This is a genomic window from Microcoleus sp. S36b_A4, from assembly GCF_036700645.1.
In the GTDB taxonomy this organism is placed as follows: domain Bacteria; phylum Cyanobacteriota; class Cyanobacteriia; order Cyanobacteriales; family Microcoleaceae; genus Microcoleus.
Genome location: NZ_JAUBPI010000028.1, coordinates 48,888 through 75,647, shown reverse-complemented (window position 1 = coordinate 75,647; position 26,760 = coordinate 48,888). Strand labels below are relative to the sequence as shown.

General features: G+C 48.3%; 18 protein-coding genes. 11 read left to right on the top strand and 7 right to left on the bottom strand.

Annotation, left to right across the window (positions count from 1 at the left end; all coding sequences use genetic code 11):
• Positions 1–66: 66 nt before the first annotated feature.
• From QUA03_RS11655 to QUA03_RS11640, 4 genes are all read left to right on the top strand, one after another.
• Positions 67–519 carry a response regulator gene (locus QUA03_RS11655; protein WP_333212202.1) on the top strand — a complete coding sequence of 151 codons (453 nt, stop codon included), beginning with the start codon at positions 67–69 and terminating at the stop codon, positions 517–519.
• A 346-nt stretch (positions 520–865) separates the two neighbouring features.
• Complete coding sequence (locus QUA03_RS11650; protein ID WP_333212194.1) at positions 866–1,624, top strand: SDR family oxidoreductase; 759 nt, start codon at positions 866–868, stop codon at positions 1,622–1,624.
• 137 nt (positions 1,625–1,761) lie between these two features.
• Positions 1,762–2,859 (top strand): DJ-1/PfpI/YhbO family deglycase/protease, encoded by a 1,098-nt coding sequence (locus tag QUA03_RS11645; protein WP_333212192.1) that lies wholly within the window; start codon positions 1,762–1,764, stop codon positions 2,857–2,859.
• A 578-nt stretch (positions 2,860–3,437) separates the two neighbouring features.
• Positions 3,438–4,142, top strand: a complete 705-nt coding sequence (locus QUA03_RS11640; protein ID WP_333212190.1) for a rhomboid family intramembrane serine protease — start codon at positions 3,438–3,440, stop codon at positions 4,140–4,142.
• Between the two features lie 96 nt (positions 4,143–4,238).
• Here the strand turns inward: QUA03_RS11640 and QUA03_RS11635 are convergent, their stop codons facing one another.
• The 3 genes from QUA03_RS11635 to QUA03_RS11625 all read right to left on the bottom strand — a co-directional run bounded on the left by QUA03_RS11635 (position 4,239) and on the right by QUA03_RS11625 (position 13,103).
• The gene (locus QUA03_RS11635) at positions 4,239–7,244 is read right to left on the bottom strand and encodes an Ig-like domain-containing protein (RefSeq protein ID WP_333212188.1); all 3,006 of its coding nucleotides are present in this window, start codon (positions 7,242–7,244) and stop codon (positions 4,239–4,241) included.
• Between the two features lie 34 nt (positions 7,245–7,278).
• Positions 7,279–10,515: an Ig-like domain-containing protein gene (locus QUA03_RS11630; protein ID WP_333212186.1), complete on the bottom strand. Its 3,237-nt coding sequence runs from the start codon at positions 10,513–10,515 to the stop codon at positions 7,279–7,281.
• 377 nt (positions 10,516–10,892) lie between these two features.
• The gene (locus tag QUA03_RS11625) at positions 10,893–13,103 is read right to left on the bottom strand and encodes a recombinase family protein (protein WP_333212184.1); all 2,211 of its coding nucleotides are present in this window, start codon (positions 13,101–13,103) and stop codon (positions 10,893–10,895) included.
• Between the two features lie 52 nt (positions 13,104–13,155).
• Here QUA03_RS11625 and QUA03_RS11620 point away from each other — a divergent pair, with 52 nt between their 5' ends.
• Entirely contained in the window at positions 13,156–14,520 is a 1,365-nt protein-coding gene (locus QUA03_RS11620; RefSeq protein WP_333212183.1) for a proton extrusion protein PcxA, read from the top strand.
• A gap of 470 nt (positions 14,521–14,990) precedes the next feature.
• On the opposite strand, the gene rodA is transcribed toward QUA03_RS11620, so the two are convergent.
• From rodA to QUA03_RS11605, 3 genes are all read right to left on the bottom strand, one after another.
• Positions 14,991–16,250 (bottom strand): rod shape-determining protein RodA, encoded by a 1,260-nt coding sequence (gene rodA, locus QUA03_RS11615; RefSeq protein WP_333212181.1) that lies wholly within the window; start codon positions 16,248–16,250, stop codon positions 14,991–14,993.
• 330 nt (positions 16,251–16,580) lie between these two features.
• A complete protein-coding gene (locus tag QUA03_RS11610; protein ID WP_190661613.1) occupies positions 16,581–16,928 on the bottom strand; it encodes a VOC family protein in 348 nt (115 codons plus the stop codon).
• A 61-nt stretch (positions 16,929–16,989) separates the two neighbouring features.
• On the bottom strand, positions 16,990–19,401 hold the full coding sequence (locus QUA03_RS11605) for a tetratricopeptide repeat protein (RefSeq protein WP_333212180.1): 2,412 nt from the start codon (positions 19,399–19,401) through the stop codon (positions 16,990–16,992).
• 214 nt (positions 19,402–19,615) lie between these two features.
• On the opposite strand from QUA03_RS11605, the gene QUA03_RS11600 reads away from it, so the two are divergent.
• From QUA03_RS11600 to QUA03_RS11590, 3 genes are all read left to right on the top strand, one after another.
• On the top strand, positions 19,616–19,822 hold the full coding sequence (locus QUA03_RS11600) for an NfeD family protein (protein WP_333212178.1): 207 nt from the start codon (positions 19,616–19,618) through the stop codon (positions 19,820–19,822).
• A gap of 29 nt (positions 19,823–19,851) precedes the next feature.
• Entirely contained in the window at positions 19,852–20,034 is a 183-nt protein-coding gene (locus QUA03_RS11595; protein ID WP_333212176.1) for an NfeD family protein, read from the top strand.
• 545 nt (positions 20,035–20,579) lie between these two features.
• Positions 20,580–21,281 carry a polysaccharide deacetylase family protein gene (locus tag QUA03_RS11590; RefSeq protein ID WP_333212174.1) on the top strand — a complete coding sequence of 234 codons (702 nt, stop codon included), beginning with the start codon at positions 20,580–20,582 and terminating at the stop codon, positions 21,279–21,281.
• Positions 21,282–21,712: 431 nt separating this feature from the next.
• On the opposite strand, the gene QUA03_RS11585 is transcribed toward QUA03_RS11590, so the two are convergent.
• Complete coding sequence (locus QUA03_RS11585; RefSeq protein WP_333212173.1) at positions 21,713–22,927, bottom strand: lipid-A-disaccharide synthase-related protein; 1,215 nt, start codon at positions 22,925–22,927, stop codon at positions 21,713–21,715.
• A 122-nt stretch (positions 22,928–23,049) separates the two neighbouring features.
• On the opposite strand from QUA03_RS11585, the gene QUA03_RS11580 reads away from it, so the two are divergent.
• The 3 genes from QUA03_RS11580 to QUA03_RS11570 all read left to right on the top strand — a co-directional run bounded on the left by QUA03_RS11580 (position 23,050) and on the right by QUA03_RS11570 (position 26,564).
• Positions 23,050–24,213 (top strand): GuaB3 family IMP dehydrogenase-related protein, encoded by a 1,164-nt coding sequence (locus QUA03_RS11580; RefSeq protein ID WP_333085617.1) that lies wholly within the window; start codon positions 23,050–23,052, stop codon positions 24,211–24,213.
• 770 nt (positions 24,214–24,983) lie between these two features.
• The gene (gene trxA / locus QUA03_RS11575) at positions 24,984–25,307 is read left to right on the top strand and encodes a thioredoxin (protein ID WP_006631199.1); all 324 of its coding nucleotides are present in this window, start codon (positions 24,984–24,986) and stop codon (positions 25,305–25,307) included.
• A gap of 189 nt (positions 25,308–25,496) precedes the next feature.
• The gene (locus QUA03_RS11570) at positions 25,497–26,564 is read left to right on the top strand and encodes an LOG family protein (protein WP_333212171.1); all 1,068 of its coding nucleotides are present in this window, start codon (positions 25,497–25,499) and stop codon (positions 26,562–26,564) included.
• The last annotated feature ends 196 nt before the right edge of the window (positions 26,565–26,760 follow it).

Genomic DNA, 26,760 nt, shown 5'->3' with positions numbered 1-26,760 from the left:
AGTTGTTATGACTTTGGAAGCCATACTAGCCATCCCTGAGTATTATTACTCCTTTCGACTAAACGAATCGCACCTACTAAATATATTAGAGAACACCCTCAGAGCCAAGAAACTGTCATTATTGCTTTAACTGCCAGTGTTTTTGAAGAAGATCGAGAGAAAGTTCTTATGGCTGGCTGTAACGACTTTATCAGCAAGCCATTTCAGCAGAGAGAACTTTTTGATAAACTCGCTAAATATTTGGGATTACAATATATCTACGAAGTCCTAGAAAAAACTCCACAAAAACTATTAACTGAAACTGTGTCTGTAGAAGATATATCCGTGATGTCCCCTGAGTGGTTAGAACAAATGTATCAAGCCGCTTACTATCTCGATACCGAAGTTATGAACGAATTAATTGTACAGATTCCAGAATCTAAAGCAGGTTTGTCCAAGGCACTAACCGATTATATCAATAATTTTAATTCTGACCGAATTATGGATTTAATTCGACCTCTGCTCCCCAATTCACTTTAGCTATCGAGTTTAAGGACAAAGAAGCTATAGTGCTGTAAGCGGTGGCTATATTTCCGAAACCAACAGGGGAAAGGATTTGGAAATTTTTGGACCGGTGTATGGCAGATATCCATCAGCATGAGGAAATGGCATACACATTAGATGGAATGTGCTGTATCATATAGCAATCCTAAATGATTTGTGAATTTCTTACTCCCTCCCCTTGATAAGGGGAGGGTTAGGGTGAGGTAAAAAGTTTACGATTCCTGCAAGAATTGCTATATAGCAATTCTATTTCGTATGTGGAAGGGATTTATTTTTTGTATTAACCGCAGAGGCCACCGAGAAAGAGAAAAGAGATAGAGAAATGATTGATTTAACAGGAAAGATAATTTTAGTAACTGGTGGCTCGAAAGGGATTGGTGCAGTGACGGTACGGACTCTGGTTAATGCTGGGGCCGAGGTGATTTTGCATTACTTTCGCAGTCAGAAAGAAGCTGAAGCGATCGCAGCAAGTGTTGGGCGCGATCGCTGTTATTTATTGGCAGCAGATTTGAGGGTGGAAAACGCGGCCTCGACTTTGTGGCGAGATGCTTTAAAATGGCGGGGTCATATTGATATTTTAGTTAATAATGCGGGGATTATGCAGTCAGCGGGTATCGAGGACGAGTTCGATATTTGGTCGTCAGCTTGGCAGCAAACTCTACAAGTTAATTTAGTTGCCGTTGCCGATTTGTGCCGGGAATCTATTCTGCATTTTCAAACTCGCCGAGTCGGTACAATTATTAATATAGCAAGTCGCGCTGCTTTTCGCGGCGATGACCCGAATTATCTGCACTACGCCGCTTCTAAAGGTGCTATTGTTGCTTTAACTCGCAGCATTGCTAGAGGGTTTGCGGCTGATAATATTTTGGCTTTTACAGTTGCACCGGGATTTGTCAGTACAGAAATGTCTAATCAGTTTATTCAAGAGTTCGGTGAAGCTGATATTATTCGCGATATCCCGATCGGCAAAATCGCTCCTCCTCAAGATGTTGCTAATGTTATCGCGTTTTTAGCATCCGGTTTGGCTACGCACGCTACCGGGACTACGATCGATATTAACGGCGCCTCTTATGTGCATTGAGACAATTACTGTAAAATACCTCTCAAGGCTCACGCTGACATCTTTTAAAACCAACTAATTTATCACTTTAGCAAGATGCTAAAAACTCGCTTAATAACTTAGCGTTAGATGAGAAGATAGTCTGAGGAAAGTTGATTATGACAACGAATAACGGCACCAACACCAAACGAGTTGCCATACTCATTGAAAATGGAGTTGAAGATTCCGAATTTCTAGTTCCTTACAACGCCTTAAAACAAGCAAATTTTGATGTAGTTGTCCTCGGTTCGCGGACAAACGAAAAGTATGCAGGGAAACAAGGAAAAGTTGCCCAGCAAGCTGACGGAACTACCACAGAAGCAGTGCCTGCAGAATTCGATGCAGTGATAATTCCCGGCGGTATGGCTCCGGATACAATGCGGACTAATCCCAACACAGTAAGGTTTGTACGAGAAGCATTTGAGCAAGGAAAACTCGTCGCTGCGGTTTGCCACGGCCCGCAAGTTTTGATTGAAGCCGACTTGCTCAAAGGCAAAAAGGCGACTGGTTTCTTGGCAATTAAAACAGACATGATTAATGCCGGAGCCAACTACATTAACGAAGCTTTAGTAGTTGACGGCAACTTGATCACTTCCCGCCAACCGGGAGATTTAGCAATATTTACCACCGCAATTATGGCTCGGCTCGGTTACGGCGGAAAAGAAGTCGGTTTGCCAGAAGAAACTGACACAAATGCAGAATGGTGGAAATTAGCTAATGGTTGGGGAGGTTCTACACAAGGCGACATTGTTAAAGGTTTGAATACCGCCCTCGCAGGGGAACGCTATGCTTGCGAAGCCTTTGAACATTATGCGGAAAAAACCCAAGACAGCGATTTGCGATCGCTCTTGAAAGAAATGATTCAAAACAAACAGCACCACATCATCGCTCTCGAAAAACGCCTCAACGATTTCGGTGAAAAACCCTCAATTCCTGCCCAAATTGCTGACAAGTACGCTAAGTTAAAAGCTTCTATGCAAGGAACCGATGAAACGTTCTTGCTGCGGAGCACTCTCGGTGATTTGCAAACCGGTGTTGTCGATATCAACAACCTGCGGGTAAAGTTCACAGATCCGGTATCAACGACCATTTTGACAGAGATAGAATCGGATTTGTCTAAGTGTGAACAAGTCATTGCTAAACTCTTCCGCGCCCGTGCAGTTTCCCAGGAAATTAAGTCGCCTAAACCTTCAACTAGCCCCGCTGTAAAAATGTAATCAGCAAGAGGATCAATAAGTTTGTAGTTTTGTTGAAAGGTGAAAACTCGCACCTATATCGCAACTACAAACTTGCTCTGCCATCCTAGAATATAGCGTTTGCGGTAAAATAAAACCCAACACTAAAAAGCAGATATTCAACTAACTGCAAAGTGGAGGGTTTTATTCAATAGGTTTTATTTTTGTTTCAGCGGGAGACGGCGGGTTTGAAGGAAGCTTGCGACATCCAAGGGCGGTACAAGCCCCCGGATTCATCCGTGCATAAATAAAAAATATAGTATCCGATAAGCAGCCCCCGGATACATCCGTGAGGTCGCTTTCTTCAATTCTTCAATTCTAAGACCGAAAATCTAAAATCTAAAATCTAAAATCTAAAATCGATTAACCAGCCCTCGGATACATCCGTGAGGTCGCCTTCTTAAATTCTTAAATTCTTAAATTCTTAAATTCTTAAATTCTTAAATCCAAAATCTAAAATCTAAAATCGATTGGCTTGTCCCCTCTTCCTTTAGACAGGAGACACCTGGGCTATAAATGCGCTACTGTGTTGCCAATATTTTGATGAGGAAAAAAAGGCTGTGGTTCCCTTACGCGATGAAAATCCCATTACTATCACTCCCTACGTCACCTACGGGCTGATTGCGGCAAACATATTAGTATTTTTGTACGAACTCAGTTTGGCCGATCGACAATTAACCGAATTTTTCTACTCTTGGGCCGTAGTTCCTTGCCAGTTAAGCAATATGTGTCGGGTTGCTCTGCCCGTTTCGCCATTTCCCGAATGGACGACACTAATTAGCTCCCAATTCCTGCACGCAGGCTTTCTTCACATTGCCGGAAATATGTTATTTTTGTGGATTTTTGGCAACAACGTAGAAGACCGTTTAGGACACGTCAAATTTATAATATTTTACCTTACTTGCGGCGTTTTAGCATCACTAACTCAGTGGTTTTTTTCCTCCGCATCTGCCATTCCGTCCCTAGGTGCTAGCGGCGCGATCGCAGGCGTGATGGGAGCTTACATTCTCAGATATCCCCAAGCCAAAGTTCTCACACTGCTGCCATTAGGAATCTTTATTACCACTGTCAGAGTCCCCGCTTTCTTCTTTCTAGGATTTTGGTTTGCACAGCAAGCATTGAGCGGCCTGGCTTCCTTGAATGCCCCGGCAAGTGTCGGCATGGAATCCGGGGGAGTTGCCTACTGGGCCCACGCTGGCGGCTTTGTTTTCGGCGCTATTCTAGGCCCTTTGTTGGGACTTTTTTCTGAAGATAATCGGATTTAATTTTTCACCGCAGATGAACAAAAATTAACGCAGATAAACTGCCAAAGAAATCGGCGTTAATCTGCGTTAATTTGTGGTTTCAAACCTCTTATCTTCCTAGATAAACGTCAAGTCAAATTCCGAAAGAGCAGAAACCCCAGTTACACCATTTAACTTCGCCAAAATGCGAGAATCACTGCCGGTGACGTTATTGCCATTGCCGTCATAAATGATGTAAGTATTGCCCCCGGAATCGTAGGCAAACAAGAAAGCACTTCCTCCCAGAATATTTGCAGAAACCGTTGTCTGCACGTTCAGCAGAACTTGGGTGTTACCGCTGAGATTGGCAAATCCGGGGGCAAAATTAAACTGATCGGCGATCGGCACACCGAGACCGCTAAAATCAGTAATCACATCATATCCGCCCGCCGCGATCGCAGCCTCGATCGCCGCCGAAGAAGACGCATCAAAAGCCGGCCCACCTTGTGCAGGGCTGGTATAGCGGAATTGATTGTTGCCGCCACCCCCTGTCATGGTATCTGCGCCGAGGCCCCCTACGAGTACGTCGTTATCCACACCGCCGTTAATCGTATCGTTGCCGCCTTGACCGTCAATAGTATCGCTGCCCGCCAAACCGTCCAAATTGTCCGGCAAAGAACCCCCAACTAAATTGTTAGGCCCGCTATCAGCAGGCAAGATTTGAACGGTGACAGTACCTACGCCCGGAACTGTCCCGAATCCGTCGCTGACGCTGTAGGTGAAAGCAGTTGTACCCGCTACGTTGCCGGGGATGAATTGCACTTGAGAGACAAGATTTACAGCTACCCCCAGTTGTGGTGTGCTGACATTGATAATGCTGAGTGTCCCTTTTTGCGGACTGGAATCGTTCGCCAGTACGTCGATGAAAGTGGGCAGCAAATTATTCGTATTGGTAAATACGATGCCGTCATCGACAGCAATCGGCGACAGGATAGTGGGAACAGTTACGGAGGTATCGAAAGAATTGATGTTAATCGCCACTGACGCTGCTGCCGTGCCGCCTTGGTCGTCAGCTACGCTGTAGCTGAAAGAACCGGCTTGCCCGATCACGTTTGTTCCCGGTTGGAATTTCAGCCCAAGTAAATCCTGAACGGTTAACTTTTGGTTCACGGTGAGGGGGCTCGTACCCGTAATTACCTGACCAAAAGTAGGATTTGGAAGTCCGACTACCGCGATCGACAGCGGCTGGCCCTCGGGGTCGCTGGGCGCCGAAATGCTCAGAGACAGAGGCAAATTCTGCAAACCAGTCACCGTCTTGCCAGCTTCCACGATCGGCGGCTGGTTAGGAGTCGGAGATGTAAAACTCGGCGGAGTCGGCCCCCCGCCCAAAGGCGGAGGAGTTGGGGGCGCCGCAGTGGGAGTCGGGACGATGGAAGGACTCGGACTCGGAGTTGTCCCGCCCGCAGTCGGACTCGGACTCGGACTCGGACTCGTACCCGGAACCTGTACCGGCAATGGATCCGTTGTGGGGTTAGTTGTTGTGCCTGTTATGGGGTTAGTTGTTGTGCCTGTTATGGGGTTAGTTGTTGTACCCGTTGTGGGGTTCGTTGTTGTGCCTGCTGGTGTTGGAGTTGTGGTCGCTGGTGTTGGAGTTGTGGTCGCTGGTGTTGGAGTTGTGGTCGCTGGTGTTGTCCCCGTTGTGGGGTTAGTTGTTGTCCCCGTTGTGGGGTTAGTTGTTGTCCCCGTTGTGGGGTTAGTTGTTGTACCCGTTGTGGGGTTAGTTGTTGTCCCCGTTGTGGGGTTAGTTGTTGTCCCCGTTGTGGGGTTAGTTGTTGTCCCCGTTGTGGGATTCGTTGTTGTCCCCGTTGTGGGGCTAGTTGTTGTCCCCTCAATGGTGAAGGGATTGTCGTTTACGCGCGGTATTTGAGCTGTAGTGAATCGAGATTCATCTAGCGAGGTCGATCGAACATCAATCAACACCGCCAAAAATTCCCCAGTTCGCCTGTCCCTAATAATCGTGTTGCTAGAATTCGAGCCTTGGCCCTGGAAAATTTCTAACTCTGTAAAGTTCAGACCTCCAGCCAGACCGATCGAATCTCCCGCATTAAAATCTCTAATTACATCAGCATCGCCGATTTCGCGGCCGCCAGTAGTGAGAAACCCGTTGCTACCAGGCGACGTACCCACCCTACCGAGAACAAAGATATCCGATCCGTCGCCTCCTGTCAGAGTATCCGATCCGCGATCGCCCGAAAGAATATCATCCCCAGGCCCCCCAGACAAAGAATCATTGCCGTCGCCCCCGAAGATCAGGTCATCACCCTCGCCGCCGTCACCAGTATCATTACCAACACCGCCGGTGATGACATCCCCGCCCTCCTGGCCCAACAAAATATCATTGCCAGCGCCGCCGATCAGGCAGTCGTTACCCGTGTCGCCAAAAACAGTGTCACTGCCCTTGTCGCCAAAAATCAGGTCGTCCTCCCCACCACCGCGCAGACAGTCATTGCCTTTACCGCCGTACAGCGAGTCGTTGCCTTCAGCACCCAAGACAATATCGTTGCCCTGGTCGCCAAAAGCTACGTCACCGCCCTCGTCGCCAGAAACCAAGTCATCGCCTTTGCCGCCCCGCGCCGTGTCATTACCGCGCCCGCCCTCAACGATATCTTTACCAGCGCCACCGTTGAGAGAATCGTTACCGTCTTCGCCCCTGAGTAGATCGTCCCCGTCTCGACTCAAAAGTGTGTCGTCGCCGGCACCCCCGGCAATCGTGTCATTGAACAAACTGCCGATTAAATAGTTACTGCCCTCATTTGCGACAACTAAGCCATCGACAAAAAGTGGCTCTGGGGGAGGCGTGGGAACTGTCAGAGGTGGCCGCGGCACCGGGGTGATTGAAATGTCCGGGCCCGTCCCCATCATCATCGGCTCCGTCCCCGTCATCATCGGCTCCGTTCCCGTCATCATCGGCTCCGTCCCCGTCATCATCGGCTCCGTCCCCGTCATCATCGGCTCCGTCCCCGTCATCATCGGCTCCGTCCCCGACGACGGCGTAGGCTGCGGCACCGTGCCACTATCCAAACTATCCGCGTTCTCATCGGGTAGCCGCCCTTCGAGAAAAATTAGTGGTACTGCACTTGGCATTGTTCCGACTCCTTGCGACGCTACTCAAAAACTACTAAATAAACTTAAAGTCAGATGCAGTAATGACGGTGCTGAGCGCTCCCGGCACTGTAGGAATAGAATTCAACACTGCCAAATCGAAAGCTGGGAGACTGTCATCTGCCACATTCGGGTCGAAGCCGAGAACGTACTTGTTAAAAGTATTGTTCAGGTACACGAAGAAAGCTCCCGTTTTGCTCGAACCCTTTTGATTCTTCAACACTGCATTTATTGCTTGAGCGTTATCAAATTTAGATTCAAACAAAATGACTGATTGCTTGCTGATGTCGTCGCCGCTAGACCCGATATTCCTGACGATAAAACTGGTGAAATCGAGAGTAGTTCCTGAATTGGTTAAACCTGCGAAATTTGACGACCTGAACAAAAATCTGTCGGTCTCGCTGCCGTTAGCGTTAAAGTCAGCAATCACGTCCACGCCTTCGCTGGGAGTTTCATAGTAGAAGAAGTCATTGCCAGCATCACCCGTGAGCAAGTCAGAACCGTTGCCACCGCCCAAAATGTCATTGCCTGCACCACCGGAAAGCGAGTCGTTGTCATCGCCGCCCAATACCAAGTCATTGCCGAAGGCGCCGCTGAGACAGTCACTGCCGGCACCGCCGTCGAGAGTGTCGTCGCCCGCTTGGCCGTCGAGGGAGTCGCTGCCGGCCTCGCCCAACACGTAGTCATTGCCGGAACCTCCTAGTCCCGTGTCGTTGCCTTCTCCACCCAACATCGTGTCATCGTTGTCGCCGCCCAAGATGGAATCGTTATTGATACCGCCGTCGAGCAAGTTTCTGCCCAATCCACCGTCTAGGATGTCGTCGCCGGCACCGCCGTCGAGGGAGTCGTCGCCAATGCCACCAAGTAAGGTGTCAATCCCGGCGCCACCAAGTATCGAGTCCTCGCCGGATTCTCCCAATATCGAGTCATTGCCTGTTCCGCCGTCAATGGTGTCGTTGTTGTCACCGCCGCCTAGGATGTCATTGTCATTGCCACCGAACATCAGGTCGTTGCCCAGTCCGCCGATCAGCGAGTCTATGCCGTCTTGGCCGTCAACAGTATCGTTGCCCAGTCCGCCGTCAAGGGTGTCGTTGCCGATCGCACCCACCACCGAGTCGTTGCCTGCTTCACCGAATTCGAGGTCGTTGCCGCCACTGCCATCGATGATGTCGTTGCCGTCGCCCCCAGAGAGGGTATCGTCGCCGGCCCCGCCGAGGATGAAGTCGCTGAGGTTGCTGCCTGTAAAGCTGCTGGCCGGGAGTGCGCTGCGATCGACAATATTATCTACCACCGTAATGCTGAAGGATGCCGGCCCGATAGTTGCAGACCCGTCGGAGGCTGTAAACGTGAAAGTGTCGCTGCCACCTGCTGCCAGCAAGTTGTATTTGACGATGTTGTTGTTGATATCGTCTTGCGTGAATTTGCCGCCCACGTTGAGAAAGGTGCTACCCCTTTGGACAAAACCTCTGGTAGCATCGGGGGCTTTAGTAATCGTGTAAACGATTTCCAAGGGGCTGTTGTCGGGATCTGTGATTAACAAATCGGCGGCAGTAATTGTCTGGGTAGGATTACTTTTGGCAACCACCACACCGTCGTTAATTATTAGCTGCGGGGGGCTACTGACGTTGATGGTTACTACCGCCTTACTTGTGCCGCCGCTGCCGTCTGAGATCGAGTAGCTGAAGCTGTCAGTACCCGAGAAGCCCGGATTCGGGGTGTATTTGAATACGCCGCCGCCCACGGGAACCAGGCTTCCTTTGCTTGCTGGAGCAAAAGTCGTGACAGTCAGAGCGCTTTGTTCCTGGTCAGTGTCGTTCAACAGAACGTTGAAACTGAGTTCTTGACCCGCAACCGTGGTGAAGTTGTCGTTAACTGCTCTTGGAGGTTGGTTAAAGATGGGCGTCGGGAACGTCGGCGTCGGACTTCCTGTCGGCGTCGGACTTCCTGTCGGCGTCGGCAAATTCGGCGTCGGGAACGTCGGCACCGGCTCGTCTGGTGTCGGACTGGTTGTCGGTGTCGGACTGGTTGTCGGTGTCGGACTGGTTGTCGGTGTCGGACTGGTTGTCGGTGTCGGTAGGGGAAGCGGAGTTGCGCTGCCGGGAACTGTGGGGGCAATTACAAATGAGCTTCGCCCTAGGGTTCTGCTGTCTACTCCGGGCAATACTGCTAAAAAGTCGCCGCTGACGCCGTTGCGAATAATCGTACTGCCGGCTTTGGTCTCGGTGCTTTGGAAGATTACCAAATCTTCAAACTTGAGGTCGCCACTTAACCCGATTAAATCTTCGCCTTGGCGAAAGTCTGTGAAAATGTCGGCATCAGCGAGATCGGGGCCGCCTGTGGTGATAAATGCCGCGTTAGTGCCGTCGCTGCTGCCGCTGGGGGAACTGAATGCACCGATGACGAAGACATCTCTGCCTTCGCCTCCTGCCACTACGTCTTTGCCTGCTTCGCCCCAAATAACGTCGTTGCCAGCACCGGCGTCCACGATGTCGTCGCCGTCACCGCCGAATACTATGTCATCGCCGTCGCCGGCAAAAATTGTGTCCCCGCCGGCGTTTCCGTAGAGCCAGTCGCCTCCTTCGTTGCCAAATAGCAAGTCTTCGCCGTCACCACCGAAGAGCGAGTCGTTGCCTTGGTCGCCCCACAGAATGTCGTCGCCTCGATCGCCCAAAAAGCTATCGTCGCCAGAACCGCCACGCAAGCTGTCGCTGCCTTTGCCGCCGTAAGCCGTGTCTCTGCCTTCGCCTCCGATTACCGTGTCGTTGGCGTCATTGCCATAAAGCAGGTCAGGGTTATTTCCCCCATCGAGGGAGTCGTTATCTTTGCCTCCGTACAGGGTATCGAGTCCTGAACCGCCATCAAGAACGTCGTTGCCCTCATTGCCGAACAGCACGTCGTCATCGTCGTTGCCAAATAGTAAATCGTCGCCTCCGACTCCTTGCAAGGTGTCGTTGCCTTGCAGCCCGGAAATCACGTCTGGGCCGGGACTGCCAGCTAAGGAGTCGTTGCTTTCTGTGCCGCGGACTACGCCGCCGATGATTCCGGGCGAGGTACCTTGGCCTCCGCCCCCTGTGTCGTCTATGTCGCCAATTGTGTCGTCCCCGGAGGGAGGTGTTGGAGGTGTTGGAGTCGGAGTCGGAGTTGGTGTTGGCGTCTCTGGTTCTGGCGTCTCTGGTTCTGGCGTCTCTGGTTCTGGCGTCTCTGGTTCTGGTGTTGGAGGTGGTATAATTACTAATGGCACTGCACTTGGCATTATTTTGGCTCCTTTAAACGACGATCCCGATTTACTTTAAGAACTGATTAGTATCAGTTTGTTGCCACCAATCTGGCTTAAAATTGATTAATAACCCCATCATTTCTAACATACTAAATCAAAACTGCCACGGCTATAGATATTTTTTAAGCCGGGCATCTTTTGATCTCAAAATATTAATGATTGCACGTTTTGATGCCTATGTTGGGTATACTTTAATATCGCGCCAGTTCGAGAGAACCTAGAAGTCGCGCTTGGAGTGAGCCCGGTGTATTTATCCAGAATCAGAAAAAATAAAAATTTTCGCCGTCATAATTTTTTCTTTCCGAATGTCGAATGCTGAATACAGATTTGCCTTTTGCCTGCAGAAGCGAAGGTTATGCTGACTGCTGACAAGAAACAGAGCTGTTAATTAGGGGCAGAAGCGGCCCGGTTTGTTCTTGTCCACTGACGGATAGTTCGCTGTGGCAAAGGTAAAGCAGGGAACAGCGACTTAACAAATCTAGCAGAATTCGCCGCAGTCGCTGTTGGTCGGCCGCCGTTTCCTCTTCGGTTTCCCAGGGACGCCCCTGTTGCGATCGCAAAAATAAGGGAGCGCCAAACAATGTCGCCGCACCGCCGCTCAGCCACAGGGGCGAGCCTGCATCCAGCCAAAAGTGCCATTTGTGGGCGCGGCGGCTGCTGCGGTATTGGAAGATGTTGGCGAGGGTGACGGCTCTAGCTGCTGGGCCTTCTGGACGCACTGGAAAGGGGTTGGCGGTGACTGTTCCTTGGCGCAACAACTGGATGAACCGGGCGATCGTTTCTGAGTCGCCGCCATTTGTTGGTTCTACGCGCTGCATTCGCCCGTTGATTTCCCAGTAGTGGGTGGCGGTTTCCATTAACTCTCGCAGGGCTGCTAGCCGATCGTAGGGGAGGTATCTGTCGTTCATGAGAAATTTCTGGATGGCTCGATCGAGCAGGGCAATTGGGCTCGGCAACAGCCGCTCCTGCTGTTGCGATCGCTGTTGTTCGATCCACTCGACAATGTGCTCGTAGGCCCTGGCTGCTCGGTGTCCCAGTCTGTCCCACCGGGGAAAAGCTGTAATTGGCAGCAGTTGAGGTCGATCGATATCTGGACAAAAACAGTGATCGGCGATTAAACCTGCTCTCACTTGGTCGATCGATTTTTGATGGTGAATTTGAGATGTTAGATTGAACATCGAGTTGGAATCTTCTGTTTCCAATGAACGGTGTTTCTGGCTGCCCAACACTACCAGCATTTCGGCTGTGCCGTCTCGATCGACTAAACGGCCGAGTCCCGGATAAACTAAGGCTAACAAAGTGAGTAAAGCTCGAATCTCTGGGGTAGTCGAGAGGGGACGCTGATCGTTGAGAGATACGGCGGCGATACCATCTCGCGCCAGAATTTCCGTTAAACTGTAACGGGCGATCGCATCCATCCCAGGGGCAATTACGGCGATTTCCTGCGGTTCCACGGCTTGTGACTTCACCGCATCCACGATGATTTCGGCGGTTTCTCGCAGCAGTTGAGCCCGGGAAGTGGTTTGGAGCGATCGAACTTTACCGGGCAAACTCAAGCCTAAAGGATAAAAACCCTCAGAATTAACTGCTAAACTTACCGCTAAATCTCCAATCTCTGGGGCTAAACCTGCTGTTGCGTCCAAATTTTCCACGCTTTGACAGCGGCTTTCGAGTCGGGCTAGGTATTCCGTGTCAGCCCCCAAGCCCAAACGCACTCCTCCATCCTGATTGTAGGAGAAAGCCCCCACTGCACCTTGGTCGAGCATTCGATCGAACAAATGGCGACTTATCGCCGGATAATCGTCAACATCGTCTGCGATCACAGCTTGGTATCTAGAGGCCAAATGCTTCTGGTAACTAACATCCGGCAACAAATAGCGCCAGTAGAGTTCGCAAACAATCCCGTAAGTCAGGAGCCCCCGCGTCAAGCACCATTCCCGCCACCTTTCCAGCAACTCTCCCATGCTAGTCCACAGGTTGATCGAGCCACCGTCACCAGCAAATCCCTGTTCCAGAATGCTAGGAATCTCTTCTCTCGGTGTACCGCTGACAGCAGCAAGTTGTAATAAGTCTAGTGTTCGACGCACCATTCGGTTTGGACTTACCCCTGTTTTTTGCAAAATCCCTTCGTCTAATTCGCGACGCCAGAGTCTCGCGGCAAGTTCCAGTTCTGTTTCAGGTTGCAGTCGCAAGGGAAATTGAGCCCTCAAATCCAGCGACTGAACTAGCAGGGGCCAAAATAACAATGCCTCCTGCTCAAAAAAACCGAAGGGCGTTGTCGAGTGAAAGGTATATTTTCCTTCGGTAGCGACGGCGATGCGATCGGCCAATTCTAGCCGGTTGTCTCCGTTAGCTGCTAAGACTAAAATTGCTGGGGCAGTTTGTCCAGCCCGCCGCCGCCCGGAACTCGATCGCCCTGAAACTGTTGCAGGAAGAGGCTTGACAGTTTTGCTCCAAATGCAGAACTGCTCGACTAAACGAGTGGTTTTGCCGCTTCGGGCAGATCCTACAATCCAAATTGAATCTTCGGTGGCCGTTCTCAATTTATGTAAATTTGTTACCATACCGTGAATACTTTAATCACTAATGTCTACAGCCAACTAACCAGCTTTAGCTATGAATACTTCTCCGTGGAACAGGATTGTAAAATATCTCTACAGCCTTCACCAATGGTATCGAGAAACCCCTGAGAGGGCTCTAGAACAGGCCTACGATGCTGCGTTAGCAATTAAGGCGATCGAAGACGAGCATTTTGGCGGCCAAGGAATCTCTGAGCGATCGCGAGATTACGGACAAAGCACACTGTCTTACTTTAAATCCGAACTGGAAAAATACCTCAAGGTCATCCAAACCCGAATGGTTGAGTTTAATGCTAGCCGTTCTTTTTTAGAACTGCCGGAGCGAGTGGGGGCTAAACCCAGAACGGGGCGCAGCGCTGATTATTACCAGCACGGATTACATCTCAACAATAAAGATAGAGCCTCCCTTATATTTGAGAAGCTAGAGTTTATTGATGGAGTCATCGACAAGTATATTAATAATAGTAGATCAACGGCAATTGTTCCGGTTGTCAGTTCGGTAAATGTGCAGGCAAAATCTACAAATAGCAGTTCTCCACCTGACCCCAAAAATAAAGGTTCAGCTAATTCTGTTCAAATTCACGATGGTGAGGTTGACACTAACTATGAAGAAGTCAATTTATTACCGCGATCGCTTTTGGGGACTTTGAATCGAATCACTAAAGATTTAGACCCGGGAGCTGAAAAAGAAGTAGTCAAGAATTTTCGCAATTCCAAAGTCAAAACAATTATTTCTCTCAGATTTATTTTGCTTTTGATTTTGGTTCCGCTGTTGACAAATCAAATTTCAAAAAACTTTCTAGTCGGTCCGATCGTTGATCATTTGAGAGGTCAAGAAAATGCTTCACTTTTCATAAATGTTAACCTGGAAGAAGAAGCATTCCAAGAACTGGAGAGATTTGAGCAGCGCCTCAAATTTGAAAGGTTAATAGGCACGGCTCCCTCGCTTTCTTTAGAGGAAACGGAAAATAAGATTGCCGAAAAAGCAGTTGAAATAGCGGAGGAATACCGCGCTGAAAGTGGGGGAGCTATTAAAAATATTTTTGCTGATTTGATTTCCTTGATTGCCTTCGCTTCGATTATCGTCACTAACAAGAAAGAGATTGAGATTTTAAAGTCTTTCATGGACGATGTGATTTACGGTCTCAGCGACAGTGCAAAAGCTTTCGTAATTATTTTGTTTACAGATGTGTTTGTCGGATTTCACTCGCCTCACGGTTGGGAAGTAATTCTCGAAGGTTTATCGAGGCATTTGGGACTGCCAGAAAATAGGCAGTTCATATTTTTGTTCATTGCAACTTTTCCAGTGATTTTGGATACGGTATTTAAGTATTGGATCTTCCGTTATTTAAACCGGAGTTCGCCTTCGGCTGTTGCTACGTACAAGAATATGAACGAGTAATCAGAGGCGAAGGAAGTTCGGCAACGAGTAATGTACGGGATGTAACGGATGTAACGGATGTCAGAAAGAAGGAAGAAGGAAGAAGGAAGAAGGAAGAAGGAAGAAGAAAAAAAGATGTAATAATAGCAATGGTTTCAGGCATTGATAACGTCCTCATGAGGGCGTCCACTGCACAGATAGTGGCTTACCCATAGCGCATAAAACCATTTATTTTTTGCGTCAGGAGTGGTTTAATTAAGTTGATCTACTTAAGCTGTTAGGACTCTAAATTTTATTGTTGGGCGGGTTCTCGCCGCGCGCGCCAGACAATAATTGTATCAAACTTGACACTCATCAAGGCTCCGCTCAGGAAGCGTAAAATTTAGATGCGCCTTGGCAGATCAAAAAAAAATGCGATCGCCCGCAGAATTTCTCGAAAGAAATCAAAAGGGCGATCGCATTCCCAAAACTCATTAGCCATTACCAATGACCTAATTCCAACGCTTCTTGCGCTGTCGTTGGCTGGCCACCGCCTCCACCAGCCCCAGGGCGAGAAAATTACTCAGCAGCGACGCATTCCCGTAACTTAGGAAAGGCAGCGGAATGCCCGTAACCGGAGCCAAGCCAATGTTCATCCCAATATTGACGAATACCTGAAAAATCAACATTGACAGTACGCCGATTGCCAGCAAAGAACCAAAATTATCGTTAGCAGTTTGAGCGATCGTCACCAACCGGAAACAAATTATCCAGAATACCAACAACACGCTAATACAGCCAATAAAACCCAATTCTTCGCCAATAGCTGAAAAGATAAAGTCCGTATGCTGTTCGGGAATAAAGTTAAGCTGAGTTTGCGTTCCCTGAAACAAACCCCGGCCCTTCAGTTCCCCAGCGCCAATAGCAATCCGAGATTGAATCAAGTGATATCCGCTGCCTAAAGGGTCTTTCTCGGGGTTTAAAAACCCTGTCAGACGCATTTTTTGATAATCCTTGAGCACATTCCAAAAAATATGTCCGAGGTGTCCAGAAACAACGTTCACCAACACAGCACCGAAAGTGCCTAACCAAGGCCAAGGCAGGGTTCGCCAAGCAATAATACCCGCAACAACTACCCAGGCTATCCAAATCGGTGTAGACAGGTTATTGAAGAGAACTGAGATGAGAGGAGAGAATAGCAATATTAGCCAGCCGGGATTGACATTACCCCAGTAAAACATCCCCATTGTGATTGCGCCGAAGACTAAGGAAGTACCTAAATTTGGTTCGGCAAAGATCAATCCCCAGGGTACAGCCATAATCGCCAGCATCCTCAACATATTACCCACCGTGGGGACAGCCTTGTCGTGCAGGAGAGCTGCTAAAGTGACAATCATGCCTACTTTGGCAAATTCTGAGGGTTGCAGGTAGAAGCCGCCGATGTTGATCCACCGCTGGGCACCGAGCCCGGTAGTACCGATAAACCGCACTGCGATCAGGGACAAATTGATTAATATGTAAATCAGCCATTTCCACTCAAGCAGTATTTGGTAGCGACAGCGGGAAATGATGATGGCGAGGAACAAACCGACTGCCCCAGTTACCCAGTGTCGCCACCAGTCGATCAGCCCCTGGTTGATTTCGACGCTGCGGATCATGACTCCCCCGAAGATGGTGAGGGCGATGCAAGCGCCAAACAGCCAAGGGTCTGCTTCTTCCCAGGGTTTGAAGATTGATTTCCAGCGGTTTCTGACTTGTATTCTCTGCAACATGAGGATTTTAGATTTTAGATTTTAGATTTTAGATTATCGAGCCGATTTTCGGAAGTTGTGGATATATTTCGGATTCACAGCCTGCACCTTACTTGAGAAGCCTCGGTGTTAGTACCTCAGATTATTCGGGGAGTTGTAGGGATGTTCCGGGAACGGAAGAAGGAACGCCCAACCGGGTATCTGGTGTATTCTATTTTTTTCTGGGCGCTTACTTAATTTAGTTCGCGCACGTGGTCAGAAACCGGGTTTTTGTCGAGAAGACGCACTGCAACTTGCAGAAACCGCTAAAAACCCGGTTTTTTGGGTTTTGATTCGTAAGCCCTAGAATCGTCAGGCCGGTTCGTAAAGGTATTCAAAACCGTTCCCATCTGGATCTCTGCCGTAAAAAGATGCAGTACCGTCGCGGTGTTCGTGGATGTGGGTGACGGAAACACCATCGGCTTTGAGTTGTTCGTAGGCGGATTCCATTTCGGTACGATCGTCAAATACAAACCCAAAATGCGGCCCTGCTTGGTCGTAACTCGGACTCAACAGCGCCAGTCCGTCCTCTCCTGCTTTCAAATAAGCCCAGTCTGCATCTTTCCAAACTAACTCCATACCCAAGTTGCGGTAGAATTCAGCAGACTTCTCTATGTCTTGCACGCAGACGGCTACGTGTCCCAATCGTTTTAGTTTCATATCTACAAAGTTTATGGTTGTTCTTTCATTTATTGTATCTATTTTATGATTTTTTGCTCGATTAATTAGCTATTTTTTCTGTTTTTTTTGTTGCGGCTAACTGTACTTTTTCTACTTGTTTGCTGGCGTCCATTTCGCTGAACAGTTGAATGGCGCACTCAAAATTTTCTTGACTTTTCTCGATGTTACCAAGTTTTTGTTCTGTTAGTGCTAGTTGATAGCAAGCTTCGGCTCGGTCTAATTTAGCGCTGGTTCGATCGAGTATTTCTATTGCTTCTGTATGGTGCTGCAGGGCTTGGTCAAATTCTCCCTGTTCTCGGTACAGTGCTGCTATACCGCTGAGAGCCTTGGCTTTGATGGTGCTGTACAGGTTTTGGTCGGCTTGGGCGATCGCTTGGCGGTACAAGCTCAAAGCTTTCTCTGTCTCTCCCAGGTTTTGATAGGTGGCGGCGAGAAAAACTAACTTGTATCCAGTACCCACCAACTGACTGTTTTCCCGCTCGGCATAAAGTTTTTCGGCGAGTTCTTCCGCCTCTTTTTTTGCTCCCACACAGGAGTTGAGGAAAGCTAAGCCGACATTGATTGAATAGCTATTAATCCCGATTTCGTCCCGCGAAGTTTTCAGCTTGACAAATATCTCCATAGCAGATTCTAATTCGCCCATTTCTATTTGACAAAAACCTATATTAATTGCAGCGTTAACTTTCCAGAATTCCAGATTAGCTTGTTTGCCGTTTTCAGGCTCGCTGCTTTTCGCTATAATTTGCAAAGATTTAGTTGCTTTTATTTCTGATATTTGATGGCATTCTATGGCTTGATTTATTTCGCCTAAAATCCGGTAGCAAATGCCTAAAATACTGTATAAGCCACTCAAATAGTAATCAGAAGTCACATTGTTGACGATGCGAGTAGTGGCTGAAATTATGGGGTGCAAGAAACCTAATTTGTATAGTGCTCTACCGAGCTTGTAATCTTTGGCAAACTGGATATTGATTTTTTTGAGGATGACGCTAGCGGCCTGCTCGAAACAGCTAATTGCCACATAATGATAGTAAGCTTCAAAAGCTTTCAGCGCATCTTCTACAGTCTCAATATTGTCAACACTCTCTGTCCAGAACTCGGCGGCTTTGCGATTGGCAGTCTCCCAGTCTCCGGGCGATAGCCGATCAACCGCTTCTTCCCGAATTGCTGGATGCAGCCAGTATTCGCCCTTCTGAGACTCAACTAGCGATCGGTGCAACAGCGATTTAATGATTTGTCGGCGTCCGGCTTCGGGCACGTCCCACAGCAAACACAAAAGTCCGTCAGTAGGGACTGTCGGCACGTCTTGATAGCGGTAACAGCCCAAGCGACACAGGAGTTGATAGGCTTCGGCATCGAGTTCTTGCAGGCGGTTGAATTGACTGGTAACTAAATTTTTTAAGTCTGTTTCAAGGAGGGGATCTTCGCTGTTTTCTAGCCAGTAAGCTGCCATATCTCCGTCAAAATCTTCTCGGATCGTGCCGCAAATAATGCCCATTGCTTTGGCATTACCGCCGTAAACTTTGTGCATTTCCTTGAGGGCGACATCATCTATATTGATATTGCGGGCGCTAAAAAACTGCCGCCAAACTTCAACTTCCAATCCTGGAAGCAGGTAGTGTTCGACGGTGACATCAGAATCGCACAGTCGATCGCGACTGGTAATCAGCGTTACTGACTGCACCGCTGCGTCAGCCAAAACTCGCAACAGTTCCACGTAAAGCCGATGGGGTTCAATAAACTTACCTTGTCCGTCGAGTGCGGCTTCCAAATTGTCAATCAATACGCCGACTTTGTGAGTCTGAAGCTGCCGCTTCAGTCGCCCCAGGGTGACGCCAAAGTCTGGCCCTGGTTCTTCCTGAAAGTCTTGCTTGAGCCATTCTTCGATCGCGCTTTCCAAAGCTGTGATATTCTCTGTCTCTTTTGCCATCAACAGTTCAATTACTCGATCGAACCCTTGAGATTTGAGATACTGTCTGGCCAAAGTCGTTTTGCCGATACCGCCGGCACTTTGGATGACAATCACTTTTGCACCTTGATCGACAAGAGTATTGAGATCTTCGATCGCCCCGAACCGGCCCAAAAAATTCGGGTTTTCGATTTCCAAATCCGCATCAAGTCCGAGAGATACTTGTGCCGGAACAGTTTGTCCCGACTGCGGTTCTACTTTCGAGTAGCTACGCCAATAGCGCTCTACAACCGCCTGAAGGTTGTCTCTTTTGACTTTTTCTCCTTCTCCAAACAGCGCTGAAAGCCGCTTCCACAAATTAGAGGCAGCATCCTTAACAGTCCCTACTCCATACCCTTCACTATCTGCAACCTGTTGGTACGTCCTGCCTTGCACTCCCATCCAAGCTTCGCGAAATATCGCGCTGTCAAGGTTGTCGAGAGTTTTCAGGTTTCGAGCCACAAGTAACGAGTTGGTAAAATCCAGTGCACGATCGGCTTCCATTGAGTCACCAGGTTTAGCGTTACCAATATGACACAACTTTAACAGACTTTTTCCGACTCGCTTACACGCTCAAACAGTGGACTTGTATAGACTTTTACCGACTGACACGGCCGAGGTTGGCCGGGGATACTGTTGAGTGTGCAGGGGAAGTTGACAGACAAGCTTCTAACTTACACACCGATCGAGTCGAGTTTATATTTGGGAGCAAGCAGCGATGTCTATTAACGATGTTGAAACAGCGATCGTAGATGAACAAATTCGCCCTCAAGAATGCGGCCGGGTTCGTTTCCAAAACAGTTGGTGGCCGGCGAAGTGCGATCGAGACATGACTTTTGAACCCGGTGAGGTGGTTCGCGTCGTGGGGATTGAAAATATTACTTTGATCGTTGCAGCGTCGTTTGCGATCAATGCTGAAAGTTAAGGCAAATCTACAATCGGGAGAAAGTAATCATGACTGTCAGCCATTTAGAAAGAGCGATCGTTGAAGAAGAAATTAAACCCAATCAGTCCGGCAGTGTGCGATTTCAAAGCAGTTGGTGGCCTGCCAAATGCGTTCGAGAAATAACTTTGCAACCCGGTGAAATTGTTCGCGTCGTGAGACTTGAGAACATTACTCTGATAGTTGAAGCGTAGTGGGGAAGTAAGGAGTTAGCGAGTCGAGCTATAAGTTGCTCGCATCTCCAAGTTCCGCCAAACTTGGTATTATGAACCCAAAATCATGATTTTCGGCTATTTGGAAAAAGCGATCGTAGAAGAAATTCCGTCTGACAAATGTGGCTTCTTTCGCTTTTAAAGCAGTTGGTGGCTTGATTGGGTGCGATCCTCTTCGAGGGCTTCGCTAACGAGGCATAATTTTTACACTGGCGAAACTCGTTTAGGTGGTGGGAATTGACAAGATTACCTTGCTGCTGGAGGGTATGGCTTAAAGTGTCGGAATTTGCGATTGCGCTGCCATTTAGGTGGATATCTCTTCAAATCTCTTCACAGGCGCGATCGCTCTTCTCACCTCTGTTTGCTTTGATATTTTAGCGTAGAAACTCAACAAGGAATCTCCGTCGGCAGTAGTGCTGACATTTTTTTGCAGACGGGACAAGCGCGATCGATATTAATGCCATCCGCCGCAAATTGTGATAATCTGACAACAATCCAATTTCATTCTCGATCGAGTGCGTGCAGCTATGCGAATCGGTAAAAATTTACAAAACTTTCTGCTTTTCACAATAGCATTATTTTTCGCAGTATCGCTGTTGATTAAAGTTACTAAATTTCATAATTATTTCGGCATCAACCGCGCCGATACCGACGTGAAAGTTGTTGCCCTCACCTACGATGACGGGCCATATCCTCCATATACAAATCAGCTTTTAGATATCTTAGACCGCTATCAAGTTAAAGCAACTTTTTTTGAAATCGGCCGCAATATTGAGAAACATCCAGAAATCGTGAAAATGATTGTCGCGAGGGGAGATGAGTTGGCAAACCATTCCTACTCTCACAAAGACATGATGTTTAAACCCCAGGAATTTTTGCTGTCTGAGATTGAAAAAACCGACAAACTTTTGCAGGAAGTTGGGGTTAAGCAAGACAGTATTAGTTTTCGGCCACCTTGGGGTCGGCGATTTGTAGTTTTGTCTTATTTGCTATCCCAAATGCACAAAAAACTGATTATGTGGGATGTGGATTCCCACGATTATGAAAAAACACTCACGGCGGAAGATATCGCAAATCGGGTGATTGACAATGTGCGATCTGGTTCGATTGTGGTGATGCACGACGGCGGGGGCGATCGCTCGAAAACCGTAGCAGCAACTGAGATGATTGTCAAGGATTTGCAGTCGAAAGGTTACGAATTTAAAACTGTTTCTGAGTTGTTGAAATAGCAGTAGGGTGCGTCAGCCACAATTATTTTTGCGACAAATCAACACTCTCGTACTGACGCACCAGGAAATAAATAGTGCGTCAGAATTAGACTTTTCGTGGCGCTTGAAAATTTTAAACCTGACCGAAAGCATCCAGGATACAAGCCCCCGGATTCATTCCGAAAGCAGACTCAGAACCCAGAAATAAAAAACCTGTATCCGATGAAACTTGCCCCCCGAATTTATCCCTGGGGTCAGTCGATTTTAGATTTTCGATTTTAGATTTTAGATTCTCGATTTACCCCACAGATAAATCTGGGAGCTTGAACTAGGGTCGAAAATTTTTATCTTTCCACGACTCCTGTACGTGGCAGCGTATCCGTTTTTGGGCTGGGTCAATGCTTCAATCTAAAATCTAAAATCTAAAATCTAAAATCGATTGACGCACCCTACTACAATCCATAGCGAAGATAGTTTGCCACATAATTAGCAATTTTTATGCTGCCGCCCGATCGCCCCATTCTCTCTAAACCATTTTGAATGCAACTGGCTAAATATTTATCATCTTGTAAAGTGCGATCGACTGCCAAAGCAGCTTCCTTGAGAATATCAGAATTTGCTGGTTGTGTGCCAATAACCTGCACCGAATCACCTAAAAGCCGATTTTGAGCCTCCGCAAATCTATAGGTAAAGGCAGGGCCGTTTCCCGGTACTGCAATTACAGGTTTTCCCAAGCCCACAGCTTGTTCGACAGCAGTTCCCGTCATCCCAATTACTAAACTCGACTGCTGCAAAATATCGGCAAAAGCATCGGCTGAACACATCACTTCGACTAAGTTTTGTTCATAAAAAGACCGTTTGATTGCTGGAAACATGAGCTTGCCCGATCGCATTTGCCATGCGGATAGCGCCGCAATATCATCTAATTCAGGCATCAAAGCTGGAACTAAAGCAGCCCGAAACTGCACCGGTAAAGTAGAGTTACTAGCAATTTCTTTAACCAGTTCCAGCAGCAAAACGAGGTTGTCGGTGGCTTCCGGGAGGCGAGAACCGGGGAGAAGGGCGATCGTCCGAACTCCGGGTATTAACTGCAAATCTTTGCCCGTAGAATTGAGGTTGTCCATGACAGGATTGCCAACAAACTGAGCTTTCTTTAAACCCTGTTGGTTTAAGTCAGCAGCAGTCAAAGCATCTCTAGTAAAAACCGCCAGACATTTCTCTGAGCAAAGCAACTGCCACAAGATTAAACCCAAATTGACTCGCCCCTCGTAATAACTAGAATGAGCCGATAGAAAAATTATATCGGGGCGGTTGCTGGCATGGGCGATCGCCCCGGCGACAATATCCCCAGTCGCCACCACCAAATCGCAGTGGCGCGAATGCGTCCAAACAGCTTGCAATTGCTGCCAAGTCAAAGCAATCAGCCCCGCCCCAATATCTTTGAGGAAAAACAGGGGATTCATGTAAAAAACTCCCCCAGACGGCATTTGACTGGTGGGCCCAATAATTGGCACGGTCGATCGGCGGTAAGCAGCCCCGTCACCGACAACCGGCATCGCCGAAACATCAACATCCGCGCCAGATCCTCTCAAAGCTTTGATAATTTGACAGTTAATCGCGTCTTCCCCGTGTCCGTTGCTGAGGAAAAGTATCCCCTTCGATTTCATATAATCAGAATACAATCAGAATCAGTGCCGAGCTTTTTTTAAAGACAGCCGTGCGATAGCTAAACTCGGGCGGGCTAACTTTTTGTTAGTCTAATTTAAATACATTGTGGAAGTGAAACAGCGTGAATATTGAAATTGGGCGGGGCAAAAGCGCTCGCCGAGCTTACGGCATAGATGAAATTGCGCTTGTACCCGGACAGCGCACCCTCGATCCGAGTTTGGCAGATACCAAGTGGCAGATTGGCGGGATCGATCGAGAAATCCCGATCATCGCCAGCGCCATGGATGGAGTAGTCGATGTCCGCATGGCCATTTTGCTGTCAGAATTAGGAGCAATGGGCGTTCTCAACCTAGAAGGAATTCAAACCCGCTATGCCGACCCCCAGCCAATATTAGAGCGCATCGCCAGTGTGGGGAACCACGAATTTGTTTCTCTGATGCAGCAACTCTATGCCGAACCCATCAAGCCAGAATTAATCGACCTGAGAATTAAAGAAATTAAAGCAGGAGGAGGGATTGCCGCCGTCAGCGGTACACCAGCCGGCGCGAGCAAATACGGCCGGACGGTTGCTGAATCTGGAGCCGATATATTTTTTGTGCAAGCAACAGTAGTCTCGACAGCTTTCCTTTCCCCTGAAGCGATCACGCCTCTAGACTTAACTCAATTCTGTCAAGAGATGCCGATCCCAGTAATTTTGGGCAACTGCGTGACCTATGAAGTCGCCCTGAATTTAATGAAAACTGGCGCTGCGGGCATTCTCGTGGGCATTGGGCCGGGGGCTGCTTGCACATCTAGGGGCGTATTGGGTGTCGGCGTGCCCCAAGCCACAGCGGTAGCAGACTGCGCCGCCGCGCGGGACGACTACTATCGCGAAACTGGCAAATATGTGTCGGTGATTGCTGACGGCGGTTTAATTACCGGCGGCGATATCTGCAAGTGCATTGCCTGCGGTGCCGATGCAGTGATGATTGGTTCGCCTTTTGCCAGGGCCGCCGAAGCTCCTGGCCGCGGCTTTCACTGGGGGATGGCGACTCCCAGCCCGGTTTTACCGCGCGGCACTCGCATTCGCGTGGGGACTACGGGTACTGTGGAGCAAATTTTGCGGGGGCCTGCGGTGCTAGATGACGGTACGCACAACTTGCTCGGAGCTCTGAAAACTAGCATGGGTACCTTGGGTGCTAAGGACATTAAGGAGATGCAGCAAGTGGAAGTGGTAATTGCTCCTTCTCTGCTGACTGAGGGTAAAGTCTATCAAAAAGCTCAGCAGTTGGGCATGGGTAAGTAGATTTACCGATCGAATACCAGCATACCTTGACAAAATTTGTTCCACAGTCTCGAAATTTACAGAATTATTGTGGAATTATCGAGAAGGAGATGTCACAATAGAAGAAGCGGAGACGCATGTTTCCGTTCACTCCTCACACCACACTCCGCCCGGACTACTGTTCGGGCGGTTCCTTTTTTGCCGGAAATCTTGGCTCTTGCTTACTAGATACACAACTGAGGCTTTTACCTCCGGAGAGGGGGAGAGGGGGAGAGTGGGAGAGTCTGGGGGTGGGAGAATTTTTTTTCTACATAAGTGCATTCTGCCTTGGGAAACATCAGTGCCTTGGGAAACATCAGTGCCTTGTTCCTTCAGGAATGAGAATTAAATAACTTCCACTCTTGAAAGTGGGATGGGCCTAAGAGCCCGTCCAAAAAAGACGGGCTCTTAGGCCCATCCCACAATAACAATTAAAATTGTAAGTTATTTAATTCGTGATCCTCAGAAACCTTGTGCCTTCTTCCTTATACCGTCTTCCCTCTTCCTTCTTCGTTCAGAAGCCTTCTCTTAAAATCGTTGACCGAAAGCAGACTCAGGACCCAGAAATAAAAAACCTGTATCCGAGGAAACTTGCCCCCCGAATTTATCCGTGGGGTCAATGCTTCAATTCTAAAATCTAAAATCTAAAATCTAAAATCTAAAATCTAAAATCTAAAATCGATTGACGCAAGTGGTTACATTTTTTGCTAGACTTGTTATCCGAGAAATAGTATTTACAAGGATGGCTAGGGATGTCAGCAGCCGCGCAAGTAACCGACTCTACCTTTAAGCAGGAAGTGCTCGATAGCGAAGTTCCAGTTCTAGTGGATTTTTGGGCTCCCTGGTGCGGGCCCTGTCGGATGGTGGCACCCGTCGTAGACGAAATTGCCCAGCAATATGAAGGGCAGGTCAAGGTAGTAAAAGTTAATACCGACGAGAATCCTAACGTGGCCAGCCAATACGGTATCCGCAGCATTCCGACGCTGATGATATTTAAGGGGGGTCAACGGGTGGATATGGTGGTAGGGGCAGTTCCGAAAACTACTCTAGCCAACACTCTGGAAAAGTACATTTAACTGAATTGCGAGCGGTTTCGCGCTGTTCTTTGTGGGCCGCGAAAGCTAACTCGCTTCAGAACCGGGGCAAAGCTACGGGAAAAGTTATTAGTGGTCAGCAGGGCAATTTGCTGGTGGCTATTGACTTCTAACTTTGGCTTGCCCCTTAATTTTTAGTAGCGACAATTTGTTACCGTTTCGGAAAAATTCATGATTCGTTCTGGGTCTGGTCAAGGTTTTGAGTCCCTCCAAGCTGAATTGATCGATTTGCTCGATCGCTTGCCAATGTTGAAGCACTCTGAGTGGATCGAACGATCGCTCTCTACTATAGTGCAAATGGCCGGAGAGGATCTCGATCGCCTAGACTGGAAAATTATTGCGGCGTCGCTCCGAGATATGGAGAGCGCTTTTGAGATGTTTTATCCTTACCGACACGTTCGCAAAATTGTGATTTTTGGTTCGGCGAGGGTGTCACCGCAATCGGCAGAATATTTGATGGCCAGAGATTTTGCGCGGGCGATCGCCCAGCAGGGGTTTATGGTGATTACTGGCGGCGGCGGAGGAATTATGCAGGCGGGGAACCAGGGGGCGACTGCTGAACGTTCTTTTGGGCTGAACATTCAGTTGCCTTTCGAGCAGAGTTCTAATCCTTTCATTGCCGGCGATCCCAAATTGCTCAATTTTAAATATTTTTTCACTCGTAAGTTATTTTTTCTCCGGGAGAGCGATGCTTTAGCTCTGTTTCCGGGCGGTTTTGGCACTCTGGACGAGGCTTTTGAGTGTCTGACTTTGACTCAAACTGGCAAGTTCGGACCGGCTCCTGTGGTATTGATCGATCGACCGGGAGGAGATTATTGGCACGATTGGAATTATTTTGTACAAAAACAATTGCGCGGCCGGGGTTTGATTTCAGCCGACGATCGCAGCCTGTATACGATTACTGACGATATAAATGTCGCTTGCGAGGCGATCGGTAGTTTTTATCTGGTTTATCACTCCTGCCGCTACGTGCGCGAAAAACTGGTAATTCGCTTGAAGACACAGCTTTCTGATGAGAATGTCGATCGGATAAATACTGATTTTAGCGATATTGTTGTCACCGGAAAAATTGAAAAAAGTCAAGCTTTGCCGCCGGAAATTGGAGATGAAACTTTCGATATGCCGCGCCTGACTTTGCATTTCAACCAGCGGGATTTTGGGCGGCTTTATCAGCTAATTGCTGCTATTAATCAAATGGGTGCAGCTTCGCCGACGGCGGCCCATCCAGAACAAAAGTAGTTATTAGTCATTAGTCATTAGTCATTAGGGGCGGGTTTCACGAGAAATATTTGTAACTAACTCAGGGGATAAATAAACCCGCCCCTCTGATTGAGATAAATTTGACCACGAAATTCAAAGGTGATACCCGCCACGTGATTTATCCGTGGAATCAATCCAAAATCGAAAATAGAAAATCCTCAAGCCCCCGCATTTA

Excerpts from the sequence above, each read along its gene's own strand:
- QUA03_RS11650 (WP_333212194.1), top strand. The coding sequence starts at position 866 with ATGATTGATTTAACAGGAAAGATAATTTTAGTAACTGGTGGCTCGAAA.
- QUA03_RS11645 (WP_333212192.1), top strand. The coding sequence starts at position 1,762 with ATGACAACGAATAACGGCACCAACACCAAACGAGTTGCCATACTCATT.
- QUA03_RS11635 (WP_333212188.1), bottom strand. The coding sequence starts at position 7,244 with ATGCCAAGTGCAGTACCACTAATTTTTCTCGAAGGGCGGCTACCCGAT.
- QUA03_RS11630 (WP_333212186.1), bottom strand. The coding sequence starts at position 10,515 with ATGCCAAGTGCAGTGCCATTAGTAATTATACCACCTCCAACACCAGAA.
- QUA03_RS11625 (WP_333212184.1), bottom strand. The coding sequence starts at position 13,103 with ATGGTAACAAATTTACATAAATTGAGAACGGCCACCGAAGATTCAATT.
- QUA03_RS11620 (WP_333212183.1), top strand. The coding sequence starts at position 13,156 with ATGAATACTTCTCCGTGGAACAGGATTGTAAAATATCTCTACAGCCTT.
- rodA (WP_333212181.1), bottom strand. The coding sequence starts at position 16,250 with ATGTTGCAGAGAATACAAGTCAGAAACCGCTGGAAATCAATCTTCAAA.
- QUA03_RS11610 (WP_190661613.1), bottom strand. The coding sequence starts at position 16,928 with ATGAAACTAAAACGATTGGGACACGTAGCCGTCTGCGTGCAAGACATA.
- QUA03_RS11605 (WP_333212180.1), bottom strand. The coding sequence starts at position 19,401 with ATGGAAGCCGATCGTGCACTGGATTTTACCAACTCGTTACTTGTGGCT.
- QUA03_RS11600 (WP_333212178.1), top strand. The coding sequence starts at position 19,616 with ATGTCTATTAACGATGTTGAAACAGCGATCGTAGATGAACAAATTCGC.
- QUA03_RS11595 (WP_333212176.1), top strand. The coding sequence starts at position 19,852 with ATGACTGTCAGCCATTTAGAAAGAGCGATCGTTGAAGAAGAAATTAAA.
- QUA03_RS11590 (WP_333212174.1), top strand. The coding sequence starts at position 20,580 with ATGCGAATCGGTAAAAATTTACAAAACTTTCTGCTTTTCACAATAGCA.
- QUA03_RS11585 (WP_333212173.1), bottom strand. The coding sequence starts at position 22,927 with ATGAAATCGAAGGGGATACTTTTCCTCAGCAACGGACACGGGGAAGAC.
- trxA (WP_006631199.1), top strand. The coding sequence starts at position 24,984 with ATGTCAGCAGCCGCGCAAGTAACCGACTCTACCTTTAAGCAGGAAGTG.
- QUA03_RS11570 (WP_333212171.1), top strand. The coding sequence starts at position 25,497 with ATGATTCGTTCTGGGTCTGGTCAAGGTTTTGAGTCCCTCCAAGCTGAA.